Source organism: Kushneria aurantia DSM 21353, from assembly GCF_000382245.1.
In the GTDB taxonomy this organism is placed as follows: domain Bacteria; phylum Pseudomonadota; class Gammaproteobacteria; order Pseudomonadales; family Halomonadaceae; genus Kushneria; species Kushneria aurantia.
Genome location: NZ_KB907885.1, coordinates 20,541 through 42,110, shown reverse-complemented (window position 1 = coordinate 42,110; position 21,570 = coordinate 20,541). Strand labels below are relative to the sequence as shown.

Sequence of the window (21,570 nt, the reverse complement as noted above, 5' to 3'; positions counted from 1 at the left end):
CGCCCGAACGGCAATGAAGTTCAGACGACCTTGTTACAATATGTAAATGCAGTGTCGGTGTATTTCAAGCCGGCGCCGGTCACAGACGCTGCAGATAGCCGACACCGCCCAGCTGACGCATCTGTTGGCGAATCCATGCGATGCGCCCCTGAACATAAGCATTGGGATGCAGCGGACTCCATTCAAGGGGGTTGGGTAATACGGCGGCAAGTCTGGCAGCCCGGTCGGCACTAACCTGGCTCGCCCTGATGCCAAAGTAGTGCTCGGCAGCGGCATCCAGCCCGAAGACGCCACGATCCCACTCCGCCACATTGAGATACACCTCGAGAATACGCTGCTTGGGCCAGATCAACTCGATCAGGAAGGTGAACCAGACCTCGAGTCCCTTGCGCAGGACGCTACGATCGCTCCACAGAAAAACGTTCTTGGCCGTCTGCTGACTGATGGTGCTGGCACCGCGTAGCGTTCTGCCTTCACGCCAGGCCTGAATCGCATCGCGAATCTGACCGAAGTCGAAGCCGAAGTGATTGGGGAAATTCTGATCCTCGGCGGCAATCACCGCCAGCCTGGCTTCGTCGGAAAGCGACTGCCAGGGCGTCCAGCGGTAGTGCAGCGCAAAGGGCTCACCCGCCAGCCGGGCGCCGGCCCAGCGCTCCAGCATCACCATCGAGCCGGGCAGCGGCACGAAACGAAACAGCGCGACCAGCAGTATCGAGACCAGCATGGCACCCAGCAGAATGCGCAGCGCCCAATAGCCCAGCCAGCCGATCCACTCTCTCATTGCTCTCCCCTGCCCGTGGCTGCCCACCCGCTATGCTCGGCGGCAGTCCGCCGACTGACCGTCTCGCCGCTCAGGAGGCGAACAGATGCTCGGCGTGATATTTCAGATGATCGTCGATAAAGGTCGCGATAAAGAAGTAGCTGTGATCATAGCCGGGCTGGCGACGAAGCTCGAGCGGCACGCCCTGCAGATGGCACGCCTTTTCGAGATGGCCGGGCTTCAACTGCTCGTCGAGGAAGTTGTCCGCCTCGCCCTGGTCGACCAGTAGTCCCTGCTTCGATTTGCCAGCCAGAATCAGCTCACAGGCGTCCCACTCGGCCCATTCGCTACGATCGTCGCCCAGGTAGTTCGAAAACGCCTTCTCGCCCCAGGGGCAGTCGACCGGATTGGTGACCGGCGCAAAGGCTGAAACGCTGGCGTAGCGCCCGGGCTGGCGCAGCGCACAGACCAGCGCACCGTGACCGCCCATCGAATGGCCGCTGATCGCCTCTCGCTCGCTGACAGGGAAATGTTCACGCACCAGCGCCGGCAGCTCCTCGGTGACGTAGTCGTACATTTTATAGTGCTGCGACCAGGGCGCGCGGCGGGCATTGAGATAAAAACCGGCGCCGGAGCCGAAGTCGAAGCTGTCGTGCTCGCCCGGCAGGTCGGTACCGCGCGGGCTGGTGTCGGGACAGACGATGGCAATGCCCAGCTCCGCGGCCATTTTCTGCGCGCCGGCCTTCTGCATGAAATTCTCGTCGTTGCAGGTCAGCCCCGACAGCCACCACAGCACCGGTACCGGACCCTGCTCGACCTGCGGCGGCAGAAAAATGCCGAACACCATCTCGCAGTCGAGCGTGTTCGAGTAGTGGCTGAAACGCTTCACCCAGCCGCCATGGCAGCGGTTGGCGCTTTTCTGTTCGAGCTTGTCGGTCATGATCGCACTCTCTCTGCGGTGCGGGCTTCGGACTCCCGCGCCGCACTGTTCATGGCATGGCGTGATATGGATGCAATCCGCAGCGCCGGGACAGTGAGCATCCCGGCGCCGCGCGAATCAGAAGGTCAGCACCGAGCGGATGCTCTTGCCTTCGTGCATCAGTTCGAGGGCGTGGTTGATCTCGTCGATTTTCATGGTATGCGTCACGAAATCGTCGATATTGATCTCGCCACGCATGTAGCTCTCGACATAGCCCGGCAGCTCGGTGCGCCCCTTGACGCCGCCGAAGGCGGAGCCTTTCCAGACACGCCCGGTGACCAGTTGAAAGGGCCGCGTGGCAATCTCCTCGCCGGCACCGGCGACGCCGATGATGATCGACTCACCCCAGCCCTTGTGGCAGCACTCCAGCGCGGTGCGCATGACGTTGACGTTGCCGATGCACTCGAAGGAGTAGTCGACGCCGCCGTCGGTCATGTCGACCAGCACTTCCTGAAAGGGACGATCGTAGTCGTTGGGATTGATGCAGTCGGTAGCGCCCAGCTGACGCGCGAACTCGAACTTGTCGGGGTTGATGTCGACAGCGATGATGCGGCTCGCCTGTGCCAGCTGCGCACCCTGCACCACCGACAGCCCGATGGCGCCCATGCCGAATACGGCTACCGTCGAGCCCGGCTCGACCTTTGCCGTGTTACGCACCGCGCCGATACCGGTGGTAATGCCGCAGCCCAGCAGGCAGACCTTGTCCAGCGGCGCATCACGACTTACCTTCGCTAGCGATACCTCGGGCACTACGGTGTACTCGGAGAAGGTCGAGGTACCCATGTAGTGGTGCAACATTTTGCCGTTTTTGGAAAAACGCGAAGTGCCATCAGGCATCACGCCCTTGCCCTGGGTGGCGCGCACCGAACTGCACAGGTTGGTTTTGCCCGACAGGCAGAACTTGCACTTGCCGCATTCGGCGGTATAGAGCGGAATGACGTGATCGCCGGGAACCAGCGAGGTCACCCCGGCACCCACTTCCTCGACCACAGCGCCCCCTTCATGGCCCAGAATCGCCGGGAAATTGCCTTCCGGATCCTTGCCGGACAGGGTATAGGCGTCGGTATGGCACAGGCCGGTGGCGACCACGCGAACCAGCACCTCACCGGCCTTCGGTCCTTCCACGTCGATCTCGTCGATCTCCAGCGGCTGGCCCGCCTCCCAGGCAATGGCGGCACGTGATTTCATCAACTCTCTCCCTCACAAACATTTATGACTGGACTCAAAAGGATGCCGCCAACGTCACGTCATGGCCAACGTCAGCTCTCCTGAAGTCCACAAGGCCCTCACAACATAACGTAAAATACGTTCCGGCGCGGTTGCACCAGCGACAGTTTTTGCCGATGAGACGACGACGGTATTGCATCAGGGCAACCTGCCCGCCTCAGCCCATCGCCGCCACGGTGCGGCGGCACCAGCAGTCGGGCGCGTGGTCGTTGACCATACCGGTGGCCTGCATCCAGGCGTAGACAATCACCGGCCCGGCAAAGCGAAAACCTCGCTTTTTCAATGCTTTCGACAGTTCGACCGACAGCGGCGTCTGCGTCGGCACCGGCGGCGCGCCCTGAATCGGCCGGCCCCCCACCATCTGCCAGCAGAAGGGGCCGAATGGCTCGTCCTGCGCCTCCATATTCAAATAGGCGCGGGCGTTGCCGATGGTCGCCTCGATCTTGGCACGCGAACGCACAATAGCGGCGTTATCCAGCAGGCGGTCGACATCCCGGCTGTCGAAATTCGCCACCCGCTGCGGCTCGAAGCCGACGAAGGCCTCACGAAAGGCGTCACGCTTTTTGAGGATGGTCAGCCACGACAGCCCGGCCTGAAAGCCATCCAGCATCAGCTTCTCCCACAGTGCACGGCTATCGTACTCCGGCACGCCCCATTCATGATCGTGATAGTCGGCCAGCAGGGCGTTGCCCACGGCCCAGCGGCAGCGTGCGGGCTCAGTCAAGGTACTCTCCGAAGCTTTTATTTGAAGACGGGAAGAAACCGCCTGTTTCAGGCCGCCAGTGCCCGACTGAGATAATCGCGCAGCGAGGCGTTTTTGAACTGCGCCTTGAGATACCACAGCTGACGGTCGCTCATTGTTTTGGGCCGCATCATATAAAGCACCTCCGCCATGGTCGGCACAAAGGGCTTGAGCAGCAGCGCCATGCCCGCCTCTTCCGGCGTGCGGCTCCCCTTCAGACTATTACAGTGCTGACAGCAGGCCACCGCATTGAGCATCGACAGCTGGCCACCGCGCGAGCGCGGCAGAATATGGTCGATGGTCAGCGCCTGGCGGGTCACGGTATTGCCGCAGTAGGCGCAGCACAGCCCCTCGCGGTACTTGCAGATCACCCGGTTGAAGCCGGTATGTTCGAAGGCCAGCATGGCGCTGGCCGGTGGGGCAACCCCGATCACTTCGGGAATATCGATATAGGACTGTCGGCCGGTGCGCGAGCTGGTGCCGCCATGCAGACGAAAGGCCCGATCGCCGTCCGACCACACCACGCCGCCTTCGGACGGTCGTGACATCAACACCGCCGCCTCCTCGAGGGTTAGCCAATCGATCGGAATCCCCGAAGCATGAAGGCGTAACACCATGGGTTGGCGCATAGCACGTAACTCCCCACCAGTCGAGACGATTGTCACGATCCTACACCAGGATGTCGTGATCATTACAATCAATGATCAGTTCGGCCATGGCCTGCTCGGCGCAAGGGGTTGCCGTTCATCGCATCGTTCGATATAAAGAACGCGAGGCGTTCCATAAAAGGAACACCGCTACGGTAAGGATCTCATGACCCCTGAAGCCCTGCAGCAGCTCGGTCAGCGCATCGGCCAGCTGCGACGCCAGCGCCACTGGTCGCTGTCTCATCTCGCTGAACGCGCCGGCCTGGCCAAATCCAGTCTGTCGCGCCTTGAACAGGGGAATGCCAACCCCACTCTGGACACCCTGTGGCGGCTGGCGATCCAGCTTGAAGTGCCTTTCGCCGAGCTGATCATCGACGATCCGGCACCGCTCGACGAAGGGGGTGTCACCGCCCGCCTGATCGAGCGTGGCCGCGGCACACCGGTGGTCGAAGCCTGGTGGATGCAGTGCCGGCCCCACGCCTGCCGCCGCGCCGAGGCTCACGGTGCCGGGATACGCGAGCACGCCAGCGTGATCAGTGGCCGTCTGCTCGTGGGCAGCGAAGGAGAAGAGCGTCAGCTGGGGCCGGGAGAGCACTGCGACTTCGCCGCCGACCGGAGGCACCTCTATCGCGGCGACGACGAGGGCGCCACCTTTCTGCTCACCATTGTCTATCCGCAGAGGCCCTTATGACGACCACCGCGACGGCGCCAGCGGGCTGGCGCAGCGGCCTGCGCGACACCCTGCCGCTGCTGGGCGGCTATCTGCCGGTCGCCATCTCCTTCGGTGTGATCGCCTCGCGGGCGGGCTTCTCGCCGCTGGAGGTGGGACTGATCTCGGCCCTCATCTACGCCGGCGCCTCACAGTTCCTGTTCGTCGGCATGGCCGCCGCCGGCGCGCCGCTGTGGCTCACCGTGGTGATGACGCTGGTGATCAACCTGCGCCACCTTGCCTACGCGCCCAACCTCGCCGAGTGGTTGCCGCGCAGCCGCAGCTGGCCGTGGCTGATGCACGGCCTCACCGATCAGGTCTTCGCCCTCGCCCACGCCCGCCTGCCGCAGCTTGAGAGCGAACGGCGCCTCGGTTGGTTCGCCGCCGCCTCACTACTGGCGTGGCTGGTCTGGATTGGCGGCTCCCTGCTCGGCGCGCTGGCCGGCGAGTGGCTGACGGCGCGCTGGCCGCTGCTGGACAGGGTAATGCCCTTCGCGCTGCCGGCACTCTTTCTGGTACTGGTAGCGCCGCGCTTCACCTCATTACGCTGGAGCGCAGCGCTGACGGTAAGCACCGTCGCCGGCCTTGTCCTGACCCTGACCGGCCCGGCCGATTTCGCCATCGTGCTGGCAGCGGCCTGCGGCATGCTCTGTTTCTATCTGCTGCCTGCCGTCAGCGGGAGGTACTCATGAGCAGCGCGCTATGGCTGGGCGTTATCGCCGCTGCCCTGGGCACCTGGCTGCTGCGTGCGCTGCCGCTTTTGTGGATGCAGCGCCGTCTGCGCCGCTCGCCCCACCGTACCGGCGCACTGCCGCAGTGGCTGGCGGCGCTGGGACCGATGATGATCGCTGCCGTGCTGGGGGTGTCGCTGGTGCCGTCCGAGCAGAGCGTCACCGGCTGGCTGGCGACCCTGGCAGGCAGTGCGATAACGCTGGCTTTGTGGTGGCGGCTGCGCAGCCTGGGCTGGCCGGTGGTAGCGGGCGTCGCGGTTTTCGGAGTGGTGGTGATAATCCTGTCATAGTGTCCGCATATCGCGCCCGGCTATGACCCGATCCGACAGGAGAACGGCATGTTCGATTTCAAGGAGCTGGAAGCTTTCGTATGGATTGTACGGCTGGGCTCCTTTCGGCTGGCGGCCAGCCATCTCAATCTCACTCAGCCCTCGATCTCCGATCGTATCAGCAGGCTCGAAAGCAGCGTCGGGCATACGCTGCTCGAGCGTCACCGTCGTCCCATGCGCCCTACCCGCCGCGGCCAGGAATTTCTTGATCACGCCGAAAGGATGCTGGCGGCGCGTCAACTGGCGCTCGGCGCCATGCAATCGCCGGATCTCTATCGCGGCAGGCTGCGGCTGGGCATTGTGGAAAGCCTGGCACTGAGCTGGCTACCGGCTTTTATCAGCACATGCGCCACACACTACCCGGAGCTGACTATCGAGTTCGAACTGGATATTACACCGCGGGTCTTCGAGCGCCTGCTCAATCACGATATCGATCTCGCCTTCATGGTCGGTCCGGTCAGCAATGACAACCTCATCAGCCGGCCGCTGTGTCACTATCCGACCCGCCTGGTTGTCTCCAGCCGCATCATTGCAGACCCCACAAACTGCAGCGCCAGCGACCTTGCCGGCATCGATTTTATCGCCCCGTCACGCCACAGTCTGATCTACCGCACAGTCAGAAATTTCATGGTCGAACACGATCTGGATAGCGCCCCGCTACACGGCTCAAGCTCCCTGAGCATGATTATCCATCTGGTTCGGCAAGGCCTCGGCATAGGAGCGCTACCGCAGGACATGGCGCAGCAGGCAATCGCTGCCGGAGAAGTGGTCGCCCTGCCCTTCGAACTGCCGGGTATCGACTTTATCGCCTGCCGACTGAACCGCGCCGATGATGACCTTGCGCATCAGCTGATGTCGGTGGCGCTCTCTACGGCACTGCTGCATGGCGAAACGTCACTTCCCGGATGAAAGGTTTTTCCGATAGAAAAGAATCAAAATAAACGATTTGACCGATCATATGTAACGCCATAGCTTTGGTTGTCAAGACAACAAGTCAGTCCGGCACGTCCGGGCGTTAACAATGACAACACCATGGTAGCCACATATGACCCGCCAATATGCGCAACCTGACGCTACGGTGCGCCTTTCAGAACCAGGGCCGTTGAGTGCACTGTCGCCGGCACAAGCGCGCCGGCATATCCGCAGTGGCGACTGGTCTGTCACCACCGCAGGGCTCGCCAATGGTTTCGCGCAGACCAACCTGGTGGCCATTCCCGCCGCCTTTGCAGATGACTTTCTGCGGTTTTGTATGGCCAATCGCGCCTGCTGCCCGATACTCGATGTGACTCAGCCGGGCGATCCCATACCTCACTCGCTCGGCAAGGGGATCGATCTACGCACTGACCTGCCACGTTATCGTGTGTACATCGACGGTCTCATGAGCGAAGAAGTCACCGATGTCAGCGCTTTCTGGCGTGACGACCTGGTCAGTTTTTCCATCGGCTGCTCCTTCTCCTTCGAGGAGGCACTACTGGCCGATGGCGTTCCGCTGCGTCACGTTGAGCAGGGCAGCGTGGTTCCCATGTATCGCAGCACTATACCACTGGTGGCATCAGGCCCATTCGGCGGCAGCGCGGTCGTTTCCATGCGCCCGATGCCGCCAGCAGCGGCTATTCGCGCCATACAGATCACCAGCGACATGCCCAGCGTTCATGGCGCTCCCCTGCATATCGCCAGACCGGATCTGATCGGCATCGACGATCTGATGCAGCCGGATTTTGGCGACCCACCGACCATGGAAGAAAATGACATAGCAGTCTTCTGGGGCTGCGGCGTGACCCCACAGGCGGCGCTGATGTCGGCCAGAATTCCCTTTGCTCTCACTCACGCCCCGGGTTATATGCTGATTACCGACATACCCAACCATAAGCTCAAATATCGATAGCGTATCGACGACCCATTCCAGGCAATACCTCACTTCAAAAACAAAGAGGTCAACCATGAAAAACGCAAAAGACACCCTGATCGCCGCCGTTACAACCGCAACCGCCCTGACACTTTCGATGCCCATCGCGCATGCTGCCGTCAATATCAACGTCGTCGGCACATGGAGTTCGGTATCACTTCACAAGGATTATGAAGCTCCTTTCTGGACACAGACGCTGCCACAAGCCAGTGGCGGTGAAATCAACGTCGAAATGACAACCTTCGATCAGATGGGCGTCGCCAGCGGCGATGTATTCCGCTACCTGTCCAATGGCCTGTTCGATATCGGCATCACATTGTCGGACTATGTCGTCAGCGATGCACCAGAGCTGGAAGGGCTGGACCTCCCCATGCTGGCCGTCGACCCGGCTCTGGCCGAGCAGGTCAGCCAGGCCTACTTCCCGATCATTCAGCGCGCCATGCAGCGGCGCTATAATGCCCACGCATTGGCGGTTGCCCCCAACACGCCTCAGGTGGTGTTCTGTAATACCCCCATCAGCAGCATGGGGGATCTTGCCGGCAAGACCATTCGGGCCAGCGGACGCTCTACCGCCGAATTTCTGAATGCCCTGGGCGCCAACAGCACTGTCATGGCGTTCAGCGAAGTGCCGGGCGCCATGGAGCGCAGCGTTATCGACTGTGCCGTCACCGGCTCGATGTCAGCGTATAACGCCGGCTGGGGCGATGTGGCTTCCTATGTCATGCCACTGCCGATCGGCGGCTGGGACCCGAGCATTACCGCTGCCAATGGCGACTTCTGGGACAGCCTTTCCAGTGACGACAAACAGCTTATCGAGCAGCAGACACAGGAGGTCTTTGCCGCCGGTGTCTGGCGCCATATCGGCGCCGATGCCGAAGAGGGTATCGCCTGTCTGACCGGCAATGGCGAATGCAGCCAGGGGGAACCGGCAGACCTCGAGCTGGTCGCCACCTCGGAAAGCGATCTCGAACGTGCTCACCAGATTCTCGAGGAGACGGTACTGCCTGCCTGGGCGTCACGAGTGGATGACGAAACCATCGAACTCTGGAACGAAAACGTCGCACCTCTGGTCGGGCTGCCCGTCGAACGCTAGCCCCGGCCCTGTACTGTTGGCAGAGTTCGCACAATCCAAAGCGATCGATGGAGTTTTCGCATGCTGGCGATGAATCCTGCTGTGGAGCGTCTGATGACGTTCACACGCTTCGTCTCGACGCTCGCCAACCGCCTTGTCGGTTTGATGCTGCTGGCGGTAGTGGCCTTTCTGCTGGTTGAGATCCTGATCCGTAAAGCCGGCCTGGGGACGCTTCCGGGCGTTCACGAATACGCCGGCTACGTGCTGGCCATTCTATCCTCATGGGGGCTTTCACAGACCCTGATCGAACGTGCCCACATTCGTATCGATCTAGGCTATTCCCGCCTGCCCCGGCGTTTGCAGTGCGCCCTCGATCTGATATCGATAGCAGCCGTTAACCTGGTCGGCTGGCTCATTCTGCTCAAGGCCTGGCCGGTATTGGCCACCTCACTACACAATGGTTCCCTGGCCAATACCCCGCTCTCAACTCCGCTATGGATACCACAGCTGATCTGGCTGGCAGGCTATGGCTGGTTCGCTTTTACCGCTTCGATACTGGCACTGCGTTCATTGGCCGCTGCCATGGCCGGCGACTCGGCAACGCTTTCGGCGCTCATCGGTATGGATAGCGACAAAAACGCCGAAGCCACAACAATAGCCCCGACCTCTGCTCATGAGCGAGGGAGGCACTGATGCTCGCCTTTCTTGGCATAGGCCTGCTGGCGCTGTTGCTGACCGGCATTCCCATCGCGATAGCGCTCTTCCTGCTGGCATTTGGTGTCGATCAGTTTTTCGCTTTTTTCCCGCTGCTACGAGCACTCGGACAGAACCTGTGGTCGGCAGGCAACTCCTTTTTGCTGATCGCTATTCCACTTTTCATTCTGATGGGGGAAATTATCGTTCGCTCGGGCATCGCCGAGCGCGCCTATCGCGCCATGGAGCTCTGGCTGTGCTGGCTACCGGGCGGCCTGCTTCACGCCAACATCATGACCTCGACACTATTTTCTGCCACCTCAGGCTCATCGGTGGCGACGGCCGCTACCGTATCCACGGTGGCCATTCCACAGGGTGAAAAACTGGGTTACGACCCGCGCCTTTTCTGCGGCACCATTGCTGCCGGCGGCACGCTGGGCATTTTGATCCCGCCTTCGATAAACCTGATCGTCTACGGCTTTCTGACCGAAACCTCTATCCCGAGGCTGTTCATGGCCGGACTGATTCCGGGACTGTTGCTGGCGATGCTTTTCATGCTGGTATCCATGCTGATCTGTCAATGGCGGCCATCGCTTGGCGGCCCATCCAACCGTGCCAGCTGGGGTGAGAGATGGCGCCATCTTATTTTCCTGCTGCCGCTGCTGGTACTCTTTGTGGTCATTGTGGCCTCGATCTATCTTGGCTGGGCCACGCCGACCGAAGCCGCCGCCATAGGCGTGGCCTCATCGCTGGTACTGGCAGCATTCAATCGACGGCTTGGATTAAAGATGCTGCTGTCAGCGCTGGACAATACCGTACGCACCTCCAGCATGATCGTTTTTATCATCCTGGCCGCCTCTTTTCTTAACTTTGCGCTCTCGTCGGCGGGCCTTTCCACCAGAATCGATGAGCTCCTGCAGGCTTACAACCCGAGCCCCATCACCCTGCTGCTCATGGTTCTGGCCATCCTGATTGTGCTGGGTTTTTTCATCGAGACCCTCTCACTGATGGTCATTACCATCCCGGTCGTCGCCCCGTTGCTATTCACGGCCGGCTTCGATCCGGTCTGGTTTGGCGTCATGATGATACTGTTCGTCGAGCTGGCGCTGATTACGCCACCCGTCGGCCTCAATCTCTACATCGTTCAGTCAAGTCGCCCTGACCGCCCCTTTTCTCATGTCATCGTCGGCGCCCTGCCCTATATCGCAATCATGCTGATCATGGCGCTGCTGCTGATTCTGTTTCCTTCAATCGCGCTCTGGCTGCCCGGTGTTCTCTAATGCCTGCATTTTTTAACCCCGGAACCCGTTTCTAAAGTGGAGTTTCGATATGAACTTTACGCATTGTGATCAAGAGGTAGCGATCGACATAGCGCGTCTGGCGATCGCCGGCTGGGCCGGACGCGACAGCGAGGCGGTACAGCACCATATTGAGGAATTGGCCGCGATCGGAGTGGCGCCACCCTCGCAAACACCCCTTTTCTATCGCTGCAGTGTCGGTCTGCTCACGCAGGACGAACATACGCAAGTGTTCGGTCGACAGGGCTCCGGCGAGATCGAGATATGCCTGATCAGCGACGAAACCTCACGCCTGTGGCTGACCGTCGCTTCGGACTACACGGATCGGGAACTCGAGGCCTGGAGCGTTGCCCATTCCAAGCAGCTCTGCGTCAAACCGCTGGGTCGCGAGATATGGGCGCTCGATGAGGTTATCGAGCACTGGGACAGTCTGATACTCGAAAGTCGGATCGACGACGGCGTGGTCTATCAGCATGGCCAACTGTCTGCCCTGCTCGATGTCGATACATTGATCTCGAAGCTACCGGGGGAACTTGTCGATGAATCCGGGCAGCATCTGCGCCCCGGCACGGCGCTATTTTGCGGCACGCTCCCGGTATCGGGGGCAATACGCTTCAGCGAGCGTTTTGACATGACGCTGACCGACCCGATTCGCCAACGCCATCTAACGCACGGTTACCGCCTCCACATCCTGCCGGTTGTCAGTTGAGAAGCCTCGGGCTTTTCTATAAATCTCGGCGCGCTATGGCACCGAAATAAAAAACGCCCGTTCGAAACGGGCGTTTTCATGAGGCGCAAAGGGTGCGGCGCATCAGGCGCCGCAATCGACATCACTCATCGATAAACGAGCGCAGCGACTCCGAACGTGACGGGTGGCGCAGTTTGCGCAGCGCCTTGGCCTCGATCTGGCGAATACGTTCACGGGTAACGTCGAACTGTTTACCGACCTCCTCGAGAGTGTGATCGGTATTCATGTCGATGCCGAAACGCATGCGCAGTACCTTGGCCTCGCGCGCAGTAAGCCCGCCCAGCACGTTGCGGGTCGCCTCGATCAGCCCCTCGCCGGTGGCGGAGTCGATCGGCGACACCATGGTCGAGTCCTCGATAAAATCGCCCAGATGGGAGTCGTCATCATCGCCGATGGGCGTCTCCATCGAGATCGGCTCCTTGGCGATCTTGAGCACCTTGCGTACCTTGTCCTCGGGCATTTCGAGGCGCTCACCCAGCTCTTCCGGCGTCGGCTCGCGACCCATCTCCTGCAGCATCTGGCGGGAGACGCGGTTGAGCTTGTTGATCGTCTCGATCATGTGTACCGGAATACGGATGGTGCGCGCCTGGTCGGCGATCGAACGGGTAATCGCCTGACGAATCCACCAGGTGGCGTAGGTCGAGAACTTGTAGCCGCGGCGATATTCGAACTTGTCGACCGCCTTCATCAGGCCGATGTTGCCCTCCTGAATCAGGTCGAGAAACTGCAGGCCGCGATTGGTGTACTTCTTGGCAATCGAGATCACGAGACGCAGGTTGGCCTCGACCATCTCCTTCTTGGCGCGCCGTGCCTTGGCCTCACCGATGGAAAGTCGGCGGTTGATCTCCTTGAGCTCGGCCACCGGCAGCATGGCCAGCTCCTCCTCGAAGGCGATCTTGCGCTGGGCACGCTCGATATCGCCGCGCAGCGGCTCGATGTTACCGGCGTGTTTGGCATTTTTGGCCATGAAGTCGTCGACCCAGGTGGTGTCCGACTCGCGGCCCGGGAAGGAGGCGATGAACGTCTTGCGGGGCACCTTGCCGCGCTTGACGCACAGCTGCATGATGCTCTTTTCCTGCTCCCTGACCTGACCCACGCTGAGGCGCAGTTGACCGACAAGCCGCTCGAAGTGGCGCGGTACGAGCTTGATCGGCGAGAACAGCTCGGCAAGACGCTTCTGCTCGGCGCGGGCCATTTCGGACTGCAGGCCGTGCTGCTCGATCACCGCCTTGACATGATCGTTCTGCTCGCGGATCTGCTCAAAGCGCACGCGCGCCAGCTCCGGATCGGGACCGCCCTCGCTGGCGTTGTCGTCCTCGCTGTCGTCATCGTCCTCGTCGTCACTCTCTTCATCGTCGCTATCGGACGCGACAGGCTCGGGCTCGGGCTCCTCGACTTCGGCGACGCCGGGCACGCCCTCGTCAGGATCGATAAAACCGGAGAAGAGATCGGACAGACGGCCGGGCGCCTCCTCGTCACGGGTACCGTCGTAGGCTTCCAGAATGGAGTCCACAGCGCCCGGCAGATGGGCCAGCGCCGACATTACCTCACGGGTGCCCTCCTCGATACGCTTGGCGATCTCGATCTCGCCTTCACGGGTGAGCAGCTCCACGGTCCCCATTTCACGCATGTACATGCGCACCGGGTCGGTGGTGCGTCCGACATCGCTCTCGACCGCCGCCAGCGCCGCGACAGCCTCTTCGGCAGCAGATTCGTCGGCCGACTGGTCGGACATCATCAGGGTGTCTTCATCGGGCGCCTCTTCAACGACATTGATTCCCATGTCATTGATCATGCCGATGATGTCTTCCACCTGATCCGGATCGGCGATATCTTCCGGAAGGTGATCATTGACCTCGGCGTAGGTCAGGAAACCCTGTTCCTTGCCGCGCGCGATCAACTCCTTCAGACGTGACTGCGGTGTATTTCCAGCCATAGAAACCTATCTCGAAGAAGAGTGAAGCGCCTGAGTGCGCTATTGGAAATCCCTGAACGAGTCGCTGACATCAAAGTGTAAAAAAACGCATGACGGGCATCGGTCAAAACTGACAACCAACACCGTTGTGCCACTACAGATGCGCAACCCGTTTGCAGATTCCTCCCACATATCAGGCAATAAATGCATTATAGACCAACCGGAAAAAGCCATCACCCGGCTGTTTAGCCCGCTGACTCAGTGTGCCAGCAGCCTGTATCAACGGATCGATTCGTACCTGTCCCTCCAAAATGGGGGCCAGCAAAGGGGTTTCAACCCCACTTCAGCCCTTATCGTTCAGGGCGTAGCTCACAGATCAGCTGCCAGAGCCTGGTCGCCTCTTCGCGGCTCAGCCTTTCCCCGCTGCGCTCGCGTGCCTGTAGCGCCTCCAGTTCACGCCCCGGGCTTTGACGCTCTTGTTGCTGCTGTAGATGCGCCACCAGCGCTTCCACCTCGCGACGACGCGCCTCGGCCGGCATCAGCGGCTGACGCTGCACCAGCGCCCGCAGGCGATTGCCTTCGCTGCTGCCGTGAAAATGCGCCAGCAGCACCTGCGGCGAACGGTAGCCACCGGCGCGAATCAGCTTGACCACCTCGGCCAGCAGCCAGCCATCGTCATCTTCCGGGCACCACTGCTCCGACGCCGGCAGAGCCTCGACCAGCCCCGGCGAGTGTACGATCAAATGCAGTATGCGGCCGCTCATGTTCGGCGTCAGCGCAGCACTCGATGCGCGTGGCCGTGACGTCGTTGCAGAAGCATGACGCGTCTCGGCGCCCGGCAGCACCTCCTTCGCTGCCACCACGGCAGTGCCGTTGCCGACGACCAACTCTTCCAGAGTAGCGTGCTCGAGCCCGGTGCGCTCCTGCAGTTCGCGCATCAAAAGCGACTTGAGCATGCCTTCCGGCAGACGCCGGATAGCGGTCACTACTGCACTGGCAAAACGTTCGCGATCCTCGATTCGGCGCAGGTCCCGCCCCTCACCCGCCTGATCGAAGAGATATTCCGAGAGCGAGCGGGCGCGGGTGATGCGCTGCTCGAACCCCTCACGACCCTCGTGACGCACCAGCGTATCCGGATCCTCGCCCTCGGGCAGAAACAGAAAACGCGCCCGGCGGCCGTCGATCATCTGTGGCAGTGTCGTCTCCAGCGCCCGCCGCGCTGCCTGGCGCCCGGCATTATCACCGTCGAAACAGAACACCACCTCATCCACCAGCCGAAACAGCCGGCCGAGATGATCTTCGGTGGTGGCGGTACCGAGCGTTGCGACCGCATAGTCGACGCCGAACTGGGCCAGCGCCACCACGTCCATGTAACCTTCGACAATCAGCAACCGCTCCGGGCGGCTGCCGAACTGACGCGCTTCGTAAAGGCCATAGAGCTCGCGACCCTTGTGAAACACCGGCGATTCGGGAGAGTTGAGATATTTGGGCTTGTCGTCACCCAGTACGCGGCCGCCGAAGCCGATAGCGCGCCCCTTCCAGTCGCGAATCGGGAAGACCACCCGATTGCGAAAGCGATCCCAGCGCCGGCCGCTCTCCTCTTTTTCGACCAGCATGCCGTACTCGACCTGGACACTTTCGTCGACGCCGTGCTCACCAAGATGACGTTTGAGCGCATCCCAGCTGTCGGGGGCGAAGCCGATGGCAAAGCGCTCACAGATGTCATCGCTGAGGCCACGGCGCTGCAGATAGTCGCGAGCGGACTGTGCGGCCGGCGTGGCAAGCTGCGAGCGGTAGAAACGTACCCCCAGCTCCAGCAGGTTGACCGCCTCCTCACGGCGCTGCGACTGCTCTCGCGAACGCTCACGCTGCGCCGGCGTTTCGTTTTCGCGCGGCACTTCCATGCCCAGTCGGCCGGCCAGCGTCTCTACCGCCTCGGGAAAGGTGAGGCGGTCGAACTCCATCACGAAGCGAAGCGCGTTGCCACTCGCGCCGCAGCCGAAGCAGTGATAGAACTGCCGGTCGGCGTTGACCGAAAAGGAGGGCGTCTTCTCCTGATGGAAGGGGCAGAGCGCCGAATGATTGCGCCCGGCCTTTTTCAGCTGGATGCGCGAACCGACCAGCTCGACGATGTCGGTGCGCGCCAGCAGATCATCGATGAAGTGCTGGGGGATCAGACCGGCCATGTGGGCTGCCTACCTCTCGAAGTGCAGTACCGACGCGATAGCTTTCGAGCAACCGCCATATCGACGCCGCTGGCGAGCATCGAACCGACAGCATAATGGTGCAAAAACAAACGGCCGCCAGAGGCGGCCGTTTGGCATCCCGCTCGAGCGCTGGGCAAACGCTCGAGTACAGTGATCAATACATCCGTTCGAAACGCTTGCGCTCACGCTGCAGCTTCTTGGCATGGCGCTTGACCGCCGCAGCCGCCTTGCGCTTGCGCTCGGCAGTGGGCTTTTCATAGTGCTCACGACGACGCACTTCGGAGAGCACGCCGGCCTTTTCACAGGAGCGCTTGAAACGACGCAGCGCCACGTCGAACGGTTCGTTGTCACGTACTTTGACGGAAGGCATTAAGCAATCACCACCTTAAGGAGATCAATGAGGTTTGAATGTGCTCAATGCCGTTGCAACGGCACCAGCCGATCATTGCACGACATCGTGAATGCCCGGCGTTTGCCGCTTTCACGGCCAGAAGCACAGCCCGTTATTACAGGGACCGGAATTTTACTGCTCGGCCACCGGTTTTGCAAGATTCGCTGACGCGCTCGCCGTGACAGGGTAGACTGGCCGTCGAAAACGCTACGCAGTGGCAACAATGCCCTGCCGGCCACGCTCCACCTGAGAACCTGAACCTGCATGCGCGTACTGGGGATTGAAACCTCCTGCGACGAAACCGGCGTCGCCCTCTACGACAGCGAACGCGGTCTGCTGGCCGACGCGCTCTATAGCCAGATCGAGATGCATATCGAACACGGCGGCGTGGTACCGGAACTGGCCTCGCGCGATCACGTGAGGCGGCTGATACCGCTGATCGAACAGATCTTTCACGACGCCGGTATCGAACGCGGCGATGTCGACGGTATCGCCTACACCGCCGGCCCCGGACTGGTCGGCGCGCTGATGGTGGGAGCATCCACCGCCCACGGCCTGGCGCGCGCCTGGCAGGTGCCGGTGCTGGGTGTACACCACATGGAGGGCCACCTGCTCGCCCCCATGCTGGAAGAGGCGCATCCCGACTTTCCCTTCATCGCGCTGCTGGTCTCCGGCGGCCATACCCAGCTGGTCGAGGTGCGCGCCCTGGGCGATTACCACCTGCTTGGCGAATCGCTCGACGACGCCGCCGGCGAGGCCTTCGACAAGGCCGCGCGGATGCTGTCGCTGCCCTACCCCGGCGGTCCGCAGATCGCTCGTCTGGCCGAGCGCGGCAATCCGCAGCGCTTTCGCTTTCCGCGCCCCATGACGGATCGACCGGGACTCGACTTCAGTTTCTCCGGCCTCAAGACGCATACCCTGACCGCGGTGCGCAAGCTCGAGGCTGCGGGCGAGCTGGACGAGCAGGCACGCGCCGATATCGCGCGCGCCTTCGAAGAGGCGGTGGCCGATACGCTGGTCATCAAGTGTCGCCGCGCGCTGGATCAGACCGGGCTCAAGCGGCTGGTGGTGGCCGGCGGTGTGAGCGCCAACCGGCGCCTGCGCGAACGCCTCGATGCGATGGTCGCCAAAAGAGAGGCCCGCGCCTTTTATCCGCGCGGGCGTTTCTGCACCGATAACGGCGCCATGATCGCCTATGTGGGGGCCCAGCGCCTCGCCGCCGGCGAGCGCGACGACACCAGCCTGCGCGCCACGCCGCGCTGGCCGCTGGCGGAGCTGGTGGTGCCGCAATAAAATAACGCTTGCAAACGTCAGACTGAACCACGCAGCAGGCCCACCACCGCTTCTACCGTATCGTTCATTATGGGGCGGGTGACCTGCGCCACATTGCGGCGAAAGAGACTTTCGCTGGCGGTAAACAGCTTGTTGGGTCGAATATAGCTGACACGCTCGAGACTACCCTGCGAGTAACCGGCTTTACCGAGTTCGATCGCACTGCTATCGGCATAGGGGTTACTGGTAATCTGCGCGCAGACCCAGTCACCGCGCCCGGCGCTTGCCAGCACCAGCGCCGGGCGCAACTTCGAGGCTGACAGATCGGAAAACGGAAAAGGCACCAGCACCACGGCGCCTACTGCAGGTGCGACCACGCCTCGTCCTCCTCGTGACGCGCCCAGTCCGACAGGCCCGACTCCGACAACAATGCCGTTTCAAGCGCCTGCGAAGGCGGTTCGTCCAGTATCGTGACCAACGCGCGATGAACACCCTTCACCTTGAGCGGCTCGGCCAGACGAAGTTGACCGGCGTCATCCACGATGGCTTCAATCGTCTTGATCATTTGATGCCTCCAGCGGCGTTAGCGAAAAACCTTTACGTACGGCTGACCAGAGTAGAGTACCAGGTTCTTCGTCGCCGGGCACTCGGTCACACCGGGACAGTCGATGGCATGGAGAGTACAATCATCGGCCTTGCGCTCATCAGGAGGCTTTCTGGATACCGTACTGATCGAAGACCTCCGGCTGGAGGCGGTGATCGGCGTTTATGAGTGGGAAAAGCGCATCCATCAGCGCCTGTCGCTGACGCTGGAGCTGGGCTGCGATATTGGCACCGCCGCCGCAGGTGACGATCTCAATGCCACCCTCGACTACGCCGCCATCAGCGCCCGGCTCAAGCAGTTCTGCGCCGACAACCGCTTCGAGCTGGTAGAGACCTTCGCCGAACGCATCGCCGCCCTGCTGCGCGAGGAGTTCGCCATTGGCTGGCTGCGGCTGACGCTGAAAAAACCCGGTGCGGTGGCGGATGCCGCCTTCGTCGGCGTGCGCATCGAGCGCGGCGAGCGCCACTGATGGCCTTCGTGCTCTTCAGCCTGGGCAGCAACAGCGACCGCGAAAGGCGCATCGGCGCGGCACTGACGGCGCTCAATGACGCTTTCGGCACGCTGTGGCTGTCGCGCATTTTCGAAAGCCGCCCGGTGGGCTTTAACAGCCCGCACAACTTCTATAACCTGGTGGCAGGGGCGCACTGCAATATGACAGTGGCCGAGACCAGCGCCTGGTGCAAGGCGGTGGAGCGCGCCAACGGCCGCGACCACAGCGCGCCGAAGTTCAGTGCCCGCTCACTGGATATCGATATCCTCACCGTCGACGCGCTGACCGGCACCATCGACGGCGTCACCCTGCCCCGCGACGAGATCGACTTCAACGCCTTCGTGCTGAGGCCGCTGGCGGAGAGCTTCGGCGAGCGCCGCCATCCGCTCGGCGGCCAGCCCTACCGCGCGATGTGGCATGCCTTCGACGCCGACCGCCAGGCGCTGTGGCCGGTCGACTTCGAGTGGCGCGGCCAGCGCCTCTCGAGCGCCACGCCGACCGCGTTTACGACGATGCCAGCAACGCTTGTGCGATAAGACGCTCGCGCTCGGACTCGATCATCAACCCCAGTTCGGCGCCCCGATAACCTGCGCCCATCAGCCCCTGAGGCGAAACTTCGCGCGCGGCTGCCACTGCCCGGACCAGCTGCGCAATCGGCAGCTCGAAACCGCCCGCGTCAAGAGTGGCCAGCAGCGCCTCCAGTCGCTGCGGACGCCGCCAGGCGTCCATCGCCCGGCACCACTGCAGCACCTGCTCGGCATCGGGGGCGCTGTCCAGCAGAGCACGGCTGTCAGCCACCATCAGCGCCCGTTCGCGAAAGGTATTGGGCAGGCGCAACCGCTCGCTCAACGCACTCAGCGCATCGACACCGAGATCGGCCAGCAGCAGCGCCAGCCGTGCCGGGGCGTCTGCACCCGCCGTCATGCGCTCAAGCCCTGCCGCGAGACGCCCCTCCAGCTCGGGGATCAGCACTGTCAGCGCACCACAGTCATCGAGCAGTTCGAAAAAAGCCTCTGCTGCCGGCGCGTTCAGGGCGCGCTCGACCTCCTGCCACACCCGCTCGGCGACCAGCGCCTCGACCTCACCGGCGGCGACCATGGCTTTCATCAGATCCAGCGTTGCCTCGGCCACGGCAAAGCCGCACGGGCGCAGGCGAGCCACGAAGCGGGCGGCACGCAGAATGCGCAGCGGATCCTCGGCGAAGGCCGGCGACACGTGGCGCAGCACGCGCGCCTCGCAGTCGGCGCGACCGCCGAAAGGGTCGATGATTCGCCCTTCGGCATCCAGCGCCATGGCGTTAATGGTGAAATCGCGACGCTCGAGATCCTCCTCCAGCGTTACCGTCGGCTCGGCGTGGACGACAAACCCGGTGTAGCCGCGCCCCGACTTGCGCTCGGTGCGCGCCAGGGCGTACTCCTCGTGACTGTACGGATGCAGAAAAACCGGAAAGTCGCGCCCCACCGGCCGAAAGCCGCGCCGCGTCATGTCCTCGGCGGTAGCCCCCACCACGATCCAGTCGCGATCGGTGTGGGGAATACCCAGCAACTCATCGCGCACCGCGCCACCCACGCAGTAGCAGGCAAGCCCGGCGACCGCTGCGTCGTGCGCGAAGCGGATCACGACGCACCGGCCCCATCATCGCGCTCGAAGCGCTCGGGATGATGGTACTGCCAGTGCGTAAAACCGCCGTCGAGGCTGTAGACTTCCTGATAGCCCTGGCCGCACAGCCAGTCCGCCGCCTGCTGGCTGGAGTGGCCGTGATAGCAGACCACCACCACCGGCCGCTCGCTCGGCGTCGCATCGATAAACTGCCCCAGCGACGCATTGTCGAGATGGCGGCTACCCGGAATATGGCCGCTGCTGAAACTGAGTGGATCGCGGATGTCGACGATCTCGACGCCGCCCTCCCCGAGCCAGCGTTCAAGCGTTGCGTGATCGAGATGTTTGAAGCTCATGGTGGCACTCCCGCCGGATCGGCTGGATAACATAATGGCGTCTTCATTCGCGCCGCGGCTTGCGGCTCGGCACCCTGACCCAGCGCCCGCTGTCGATAGCCAGGGCGCTCAGCGCCCCGCCCCAGACGCAGCCGGTATCGGTAGCGTATACCGCCGCACGAGCGCCCGGCGTCTGCCCCTCCAGCGCCGCCCAGTGGCCGAATACCAGCCGCGCACTGTCGGGGCGCCGAAAGCAGAACCAGGGGTAAAAGTCGTTGGGCGCAGTGTCGAGGCCCTCCTTGGCAGCGAAGTCGAGCTCGCCGTCGGCGTTGATAAAGCGCATGCGGGTAAAGACGTTGATGATCGCGCGCAGCCGGTCATCGCCCTCCAGCTGCGGCTCGAAACGCGCCGGCGTATTGCCATAAAGCTGCGGCAGAAAGTCGAAAAACGCCGCGCCGCCCAGCACCATCTCGGCTTCCCGGGCGTAGCCGCCGGCCTCGCGGACCGACCACTGCGGTGGCAGCCCGGCGTGGGTCATCACCACCGTGGCGTCGTCGTTGGTCACCAGCAGTGGCCGACGCCGCAGCCATTCGAGCAGTTCGTCGCGATCCGCGGCAGCCAGAATCGAGGCCAGGGTATCGGAGCGTTTGGCCTTGCCGTGGCCGTAGGCCACCGCCAGCATGTGCAGGTCGTGGTTGCCCAACACCACCTCGGCGTGCTCGCGCAGCGCGTATACCCGGCGCAGGGTTTCGAGCGGCTCGGGGCCGCGATTGGCAATATCGCCGACGATCCACAGGCGATCACGGCCGGGAGTGAAGTCGATCCGTTCGAGCAGGGTCTCGAACTCCCGCAGGCAGCCATGCAGATCGCCGATGGCCCAGGTGGTCATGAGCTTCTCCAGACGGTCGAGCGGCAA

25 protein-coding genes are annotated in these 21,570 nt (G+C 62.3%); 12 read left to right on the top strand and 13 right to left on the bottom strand.

The window, feature by feature from the left end; translation table 11 throughout:
* Positions 1–79 precede the first annotated feature (79 nt).
* The 5 genes from mtgA to H146_RS0114570 form a co-directional block, all read right to left on the bottom strand.
* Positions 80–781 carry a monofunctional biosynthetic peptidoglycan transglycosylase gene (gene mtgA, locus H146_RS0114590; protein ID WP_019952627.1) on the bottom strand — a complete coding sequence of 234 codons (702 nt, stop codon included), beginning with the start codon at positions 779–781 and terminating at the stop codon, positions 80–82.
* Between the two features lie 70 nt (positions 782–851).
* Positions 852–1,700, bottom strand: a complete 849-nt coding sequence (gene fghA, locus H146_RS0114585; protein ID WP_019952626.1) for an S-formylglutathione hydrolase — start codon at positions 1,698–1,700, stop codon at positions 852–854.
* Positions 1,701–1,817: 117 nt separating this feature from the next.
* On the bottom strand, positions 1,818–2,927 hold the full coding sequence (locus H146_RS0114580) for an S-(hydroxymethyl)glutathione dehydrogenase/class III alcohol dehydrogenase (RefSeq protein WP_019952625.1): 1,110 nt from the start codon (positions 2,925–2,927) through the stop codon (positions 1,818–1,820).
* Between the two features lie 196 nt (positions 2,928–3,123).
* The gene (locus H146_RS0114575; protein WP_019952624.1) at positions 3,124–3,690 is read right to left on the bottom strand and encodes a DNA-3-methyladenine glycosylase I; all 567 of its coding nucleotides are present in this window, start codon (positions 3,688–3,690) and stop codon (positions 3,124–3,126) included.
* Positions 3,691–3,737: 47 nt separating this feature from the next.
* Entirely contained in the window at positions 3,738–4,256 is a 519-nt protein-coding gene (locus tag H146_RS0114570; RefSeq protein ID WP_019952623.1) for an HNH endonuclease, read from the bottom strand.
* A 265-nt stretch (positions 4,257–4,521) separates the two neighbouring features.
* Here H146_RS0114570 and H146_RS0114565 point away from each other — a divergent pair, with 265 nt between their 5' ends.
* From H146_RS0114565 to H146_RS0114525, 9 genes are all read left to right on the top strand, one after another.
* Positions 4,522–5,046, top strand: coding sequence for a helix-turn-helix domain-containing protein (locus tag H146_RS0114565; protein ID WP_019952622.1), 525 nt, complete (start codon positions 4,522–4,524; stop codon positions 5,044–5,046).
* The gene (locus H146_RS0114560; RefSeq protein WP_019952621.1) at positions 5,043–5,756 is read left to right on the top strand and encodes an AzlC family ABC transporter permease; all 714 of its coding nucleotides are present in this window, start codon (positions 5,043–5,045) and stop codon (positions 5,754–5,756) included. Before H146_RS0114565 ends, H146_RS0114560 begins: the two co-directional genes overlap by 4 nt.
* Positions 5,753–6,085, top strand: coding sequence for an AzlD domain-containing protein (locus tag H146_RS0114555; protein ID WP_019952620.1), 333 nt, complete (start codon positions 5,753–5,755; stop codon positions 6,083–6,085). Before H146_RS0114560 ends, H146_RS0114555 begins: the two co-directional genes overlap by 4 nt.
* Positions 6,086–6,133: 48 nt before the next feature.
* Complete coding sequence (locus H146_RS0114550) at positions 6,134–7,033, top strand: LysR family transcriptional regulator (protein WP_019952619.1); 900 nt, start codon at positions 6,134–6,136, stop codon at positions 7,031–7,033.
* A gap of 193 nt (positions 7,034–7,226) precedes the next feature.
* On the top strand, positions 7,227–8,009 hold the full coding sequence (locus tag H146_RS0114545; protein WP_019952618.1) for a putative hydro-lyase: 783 nt from the start codon (positions 7,227–7,229) through the stop codon (positions 8,007–8,009).
* Between the two features lie 55 nt (positions 8,010–8,064).
* Positions 8,065–9,123 carry a TRAP transporter substrate-binding protein gene (locus H146_RS0114540; RefSeq protein WP_019952617.1) on the top strand — a complete coding sequence of 353 codons (1,059 nt, stop codon included), beginning with the start codon at positions 8,065–8,067 and terminating at the stop codon, positions 9,121–9,123.
* A gap of 93 nt (positions 9,124–9,216) precedes the next feature.
* Entirely contained in the window at positions 9,217–9,795 is a 579-nt protein-coding gene (locus H146_RS0114535) for a TRAP transporter small permease subunit (protein WP_245558753.1), read from the top strand.
* Positions 9,795–11,075 (top strand): TRAP transporter large permease, encoded by a 1,281-nt coding sequence (locus H146_RS0114530; RefSeq protein WP_019952615.1) that lies wholly within the window; start codon positions 9,795–9,797, stop codon positions 11,073–11,075. Before H146_RS0114535 ends, H146_RS0114530 begins: the two co-directional genes overlap by 1 nt.
* Before the next feature lie 49 nt (positions 11,076–11,124).
* Positions 11,125–11,802 (top strand): DUF2848 family protein, encoded by a 678-nt coding sequence (locus H146_RS0114525; protein ID WP_019952614.1) that lies wholly within the window; start codon positions 11,125–11,127, stop codon positions 11,800–11,802.
* 121 nt (positions 11,803–11,923) lie between these two features.
* Here H146_RS0114525 and rpoD read toward each other — a convergent pair whose 3' ends face one another.
* The 3 genes from rpoD to rpsU all read right to left on the bottom strand — a co-directional run bounded on the left by rpoD (position 11,924) and on the right by rpsU (position 16,333).
* Positions 11,924–13,777, bottom strand: coding sequence for an RNA polymerase sigma factor RpoD (rpoD, locus tag H146_RS0114520; RefSeq protein ID WP_026352010.1), 1,854 nt, complete (start codon positions 13,775–13,777; stop codon positions 11,924–11,926).
* A gap of 329 nt (positions 13,778–14,106) precedes the next feature.
* On the bottom strand, positions 14,107–15,942 hold the full coding sequence (gene dnaG, locus H146_RS0114515) for a DNA primase (protein ID WP_019952612.1): 1,836 nt from the start codon (positions 15,940–15,942) through the stop codon (positions 14,107–14,109).
* Positions 15,943–16,117: 175 nt separating this feature from the next.
* On the bottom strand, positions 16,118–16,333 hold the full coding sequence (rpsU, locus tag H146_RS0114510) for a 30S ribosomal protein S21 (protein ID WP_019952611.1): 216 nt from the start codon (positions 16,331–16,333) through the stop codon (positions 16,118–16,120).
* 285 nt (positions 16,334–16,618) lie between these two features.
* Here rpsU and tsaD point away from each other — a divergent pair, with 285 nt between their 5' ends.
* Positions 16,619–17,647 carry a tRNA (adenosine(37)-N6)-threonylcarbamoyltransferase complex transferase subunit TsaD gene (gene tsaD / locus H146_RS0114505; RefSeq protein ID WP_019952610.1) on the top strand — a complete coding sequence of 343 codons (1,029 nt, stop codon included), beginning with the start codon at positions 16,619–16,621 and terminating at the stop codon, positions 17,645–17,647.
* A 17-nt stretch (positions 17,648–17,664) separates the two neighbouring features.
* Here the strand turns inward: tsaD and H146_RS0114500 are convergent, their stop codons facing one another.
* A complete protein-coding gene (locus tag H146_RS0114500) occupies positions 17,665–18,003 on the bottom strand; it encodes a type II toxin-antitoxin system PemK/MazF family toxin (RefSeq protein WP_026352009.1) in 339 nt (112 codons plus the stop codon).
* Positions 17,985–18,191, bottom strand: coding sequence for a hypothetical protein (locus tag H146_RS0114495; protein WP_019952608.1), 207 nt, complete (start codon positions 18,189–18,191; stop codon positions 17,985–17,987). Before H146_RS0114495 ends, H146_RS0114500 begins: the two co-directional genes overlap by 19 nt.
* 130 nt (positions 18,192–18,321) lie before the next feature.
* On the opposite strand from H146_RS0114495, the gene folB reads away from it, so the two are divergent.
* Together folB and folK are read left to right on the top strand one after the other, a co-directional pair.
* The gene (gene folB / locus H146_RS0114490) at positions 18,322–18,699 is read left to right on the top strand and encodes a dihydroneopterin aldolase (RefSeq protein ID WP_019952607.1); all 378 of its coding nucleotides are present in this window, start codon (positions 18,322–18,324) and stop codon (positions 18,697–18,699) included.
* Positions 18,699–19,256 carry a 2-amino-4-hydroxy-6-hydroxymethyldihydropteridine diphosphokinase gene (folK, locus tag H146_RS0114485; RefSeq protein WP_019952606.1) on the top strand — a complete coding sequence of 186 codons (558 nt, stop codon included), beginning with the start codon at positions 18,699–18,701 and terminating at the stop codon, positions 19,254–19,256. Before folB ends, folK begins: the two co-directional genes overlap by 1 nt.
* Here the strand turns inward: folK and H146_RS0114480 are convergent.
* Genes H146_RS0114480 through H146_RS0114470 form a run of 3 tightly spaced genes read right to left on the bottom strand, consistent with a single transcriptional unit; the run spans position 19,225 to position 21,543 of the window.
* Positions 19,225–20,340, bottom strand: a complete 1,116-nt coding sequence (locus H146_RS0114480; RefSeq protein ID WP_019952605.1) for a tRNA nucleotidyltransferase/poly(A) polymerase-related protein — start codon at positions 20,338–20,340, stop codon at positions 19,225–19,227. The two genes, folK and H146_RS0114480, sit on opposite strands and share 32 nt — an antisense overlap.
* Entirely contained in the window at positions 20,337–20,675 is a 339-nt protein-coding gene (gene glpE / locus H146_RS0114475) for a thiosulfate sulfurtransferase GlpE (protein ID WP_019952604.1), read from the bottom strand. Before glpE ends, H146_RS0114480 begins: the two co-directional genes overlap by 4 nt.
* Positions 20,676–20,718: 43 nt before the next feature.
* A complete protein-coding gene (locus H146_RS0114470; protein WP_019952603.1) occupies positions 20,719–21,543 on the bottom strand; it encodes a symmetrical bis(5'-nucleosyl)-tetraphosphatase in 825 nt (274 codons plus the stop codon).
* Positions 21,544–21,570: the final 27 nt, after the last annotated feature.

What these genes read in the sequence shown, in the direction of transcription:
- mtgA (WP_019952627.1), bottom strand. Translation starts at nt 781, where the DNA reads ATGAGAGAGTGGATCGGCTGGCTGGGCTATTGGGCGCTGCGCATTCTG.
- fghA (WP_019952626.1), bottom strand. Translation starts at nt 1,700, where the DNA reads ATGACCGACAAGCTCGAACAGAAAAGCGCCAACCGCTGCCATGGCGGC.
- H146_RS0114580 (WP_019952625.1), bottom strand. Translation starts at nt 2,927, where the DNA reads ATGAAATCACGTGCCGCCATTGCCTGGGAGGCGGGCCAGCCGCTGGAG.
- H146_RS0114570 (WP_019952623.1), bottom strand. Translation starts at nt 4,256, where the DNA reads ATGTCACGACCGTCCGAAGGCGGCGTGGTGTGGTCGGACGGCGATCGG.
- H146_RS0114565 (WP_019952622.1), top strand. Translation starts at nt 4,522, where the DNA reads ATGACCCCTGAAGCCCTGCAGCAGCTCGGTCAGCGCATCGGCCAGCTG.
- H146_RS0114560 (WP_019952621.1), top strand. Translation starts at nt 5,043, where the DNA reads ATGACGACCACCGCGACGGCGCCAGCGGGCTGGCGCAGCGGCCTGCGC.
- H146_RS0114555 (WP_019952620.1), top strand. Translation starts at nt 5,753, where the DNA reads ATGAGCAGCGCGCTATGGCTGGGCGTTATCGCCGCTGCCCTGGGCACC.
- H146_RS0114550 (WP_019952619.1), top strand. Translation starts at nt 6,134, where the DNA reads ATGTTCGATTTCAAGGAGCTGGAAGCTTTCGTATGGATTGTACGGCTG.
- H146_RS0114540 (WP_019952617.1), top strand. Translation starts at nt 8,065, where the DNA reads ATGAAAAACGCAAAAGACACCCTGATCGCCGCCGTTACAACCGCAACC.
- H146_RS0114535 (WP_245558753.1), top strand. Translation starts at nt 9,217, where the DNA reads ATGACGTTCACACGCTTCGTCTCGACGCTCGCCAACCGCCTTGTCGGT.
- H146_RS0114530 (WP_019952615.1), top strand. Translation starts at nt 9,795, where the DNA reads ATGCTCGCCTTTCTTGGCATAGGCCTGCTGGCGCTGTTGCTGACCGGC.
- H146_RS0114525 (WP_019952614.1), top strand. Translation starts at nt 11,125, where the DNA reads ATGAACTTTACGCATTGTGATCAAGAGGTAGCGATCGACATAGCGCGT.
- rpoD (WP_026352010.1), bottom strand. Translation starts at nt 13,777, where the DNA reads ATGGCTGGAAATACACCGCAGTCACGTCTGAAGGAGTTGATCGCGCGC.
- dnaG (WP_019952612.1), bottom strand. Translation starts at nt 15,942, where the DNA reads ATGGCCGGTCTGATCCCCCAGCACTTCATCGATGATCTGCTGGCGCGC.
- rpsU (WP_019952611.1), bottom strand. Translation starts at nt 16,333, where the DNA reads ATGCCTTCCGTCAAAGTACGTGACAACGAACCGTTCGACGTGGCGCTG.
- tsaD (WP_019952610.1), top strand. Translation starts at nt 16,619, where the DNA reads ATGCGCGTACTGGGGATTGAAACCTCCTGCGACGAAACCGGCGTCGCC.
- H146_RS0114495 (WP_019952608.1), bottom strand. Translation starts at nt 18,191, where the DNA reads ATGATCAAGACGATTGAAGCCATCGTGGATGACGCCGGTCAACTTCGT.
- folK (WP_019952606.1), top strand. Translation starts at nt 18,699, where the DNA reads ATGGCCTTCGTGCTCTTCAGCCTGGGCAGCAACAGCGACCGCGAAAGG.
- glpE (WP_019952604.1), bottom strand. Translation starts at nt 20,675, where the DNA reads ATGAGCTTCAAACATCTCGATCACGCAACGCTTGAACGCTGGCTCGGG.
- H146_RS0114470 (WP_019952603.1), bottom strand. Translation starts at nt 21,543, where the DNA reads ATGACCACCTGGGCCATCGGCGATCTGCATGGCTGCCTGCGGGAGTTC.